Consider the following 794-nt stretch of genomic DNA (forward strand, 5'->3'; position numbering starts at 1 on the left):
TCTCTATTCTGCGCCACCGCCTTCCTTGATCATGTCAAGGCAGAACGATTCAGACGATCAAACGCCCTCGACCAGCACGATCTCGCCGTCGGCCACTTTCTGGCGAATGGCGACGGCGCGCTGATATTCTGGCGAATGGTAGCAGTCATGTGCGGCGGCAAGCGAAGCGAACTCGATGATCACATTGCGCGCGCGGCCGGGCCCCTCGGCCTTCTCATGCTCGCCGCCGCGCGCCAGGAATTTCGCGCCGAAGCGCTCGAAAGCCGGTTTGGCGGCGGCGACATAGTCCTTGTAGCCTTCCGGGTCGCGCACATCGACGCGGGCAACCCAATATCCCTTTGGCATCATTTTCTCCTGTTTCGGTTCGCAAACCGGATCGGCCCTATGCCGAGCACATTTCGGCCAAGATAGCCTCGGCCGCCGCCCGCCGATCCGGCGCCTTGACGATCGGCCGGCCGACGACAAGGTGGCTGGAGCCGTTGCGGATCGCCTGCGCCGGCGTCACCACACGCTTCTGGTCGCCATGGTCGCTGCCGCTCGGCCGTATACCCGGCGTGACCACGGCCATGTCGGGACCGACGATCCGGCGCACGGCTTCGGCCTCCTCGGCCGAGCAGACGATGCCGCCCATGCCGGCATGCAGCGCCTGTTCGGCGCGCCTCAGCACCAGCGTGTGCGGATCGTGTTCATAGCCGGCATCGATCATGTCCTGCTCGTCCATCGAGGTCAGCACGGTCACCGCGAGCAGGCAGAGATCGCTGCCCTTGGCTGCTTCCACCGCCGCCTGCATAGCC

Annotated in this window: 2 protein-coding genes; both read right to left on the reverse strand. The window is 65.2% G+C overall.

The window, feature by feature from the left end; all coding sequences use genetic code 11:
* Positions 1 to 57 precede the first annotated feature (57 nt).
* Positions 58 to 345, reverse strand: a complete 288-nt coding sequence (locus EOA60_RS35400) for a DUF1330 domain-containing protein (RefSeq protein WP_095825573.1) — start codon at positions 343 to 345, stop codon at positions 58 to 60.
* A gap of 37 nt (positions 346 to 382) precedes the next feature.
* Positions 383 to 794: orotidine-5'-phosphate decarboxylase (gene pyrF / locus EOA60_RS35405; protein WP_128312752.1), on the reverse strand; the 412-nt coding region annotated here is incomplete at its 5' end.

This window comes from Mesorhizobium sp. M1A.F.Ca.IN.020.06.1.1 (assembly GCF_004023265.1).
Lineage (GTDB): Bacteria > Pseudomonadota > Alphaproteobacteria > Rhizobiales > Rhizobiaceae > Mesorhizobium.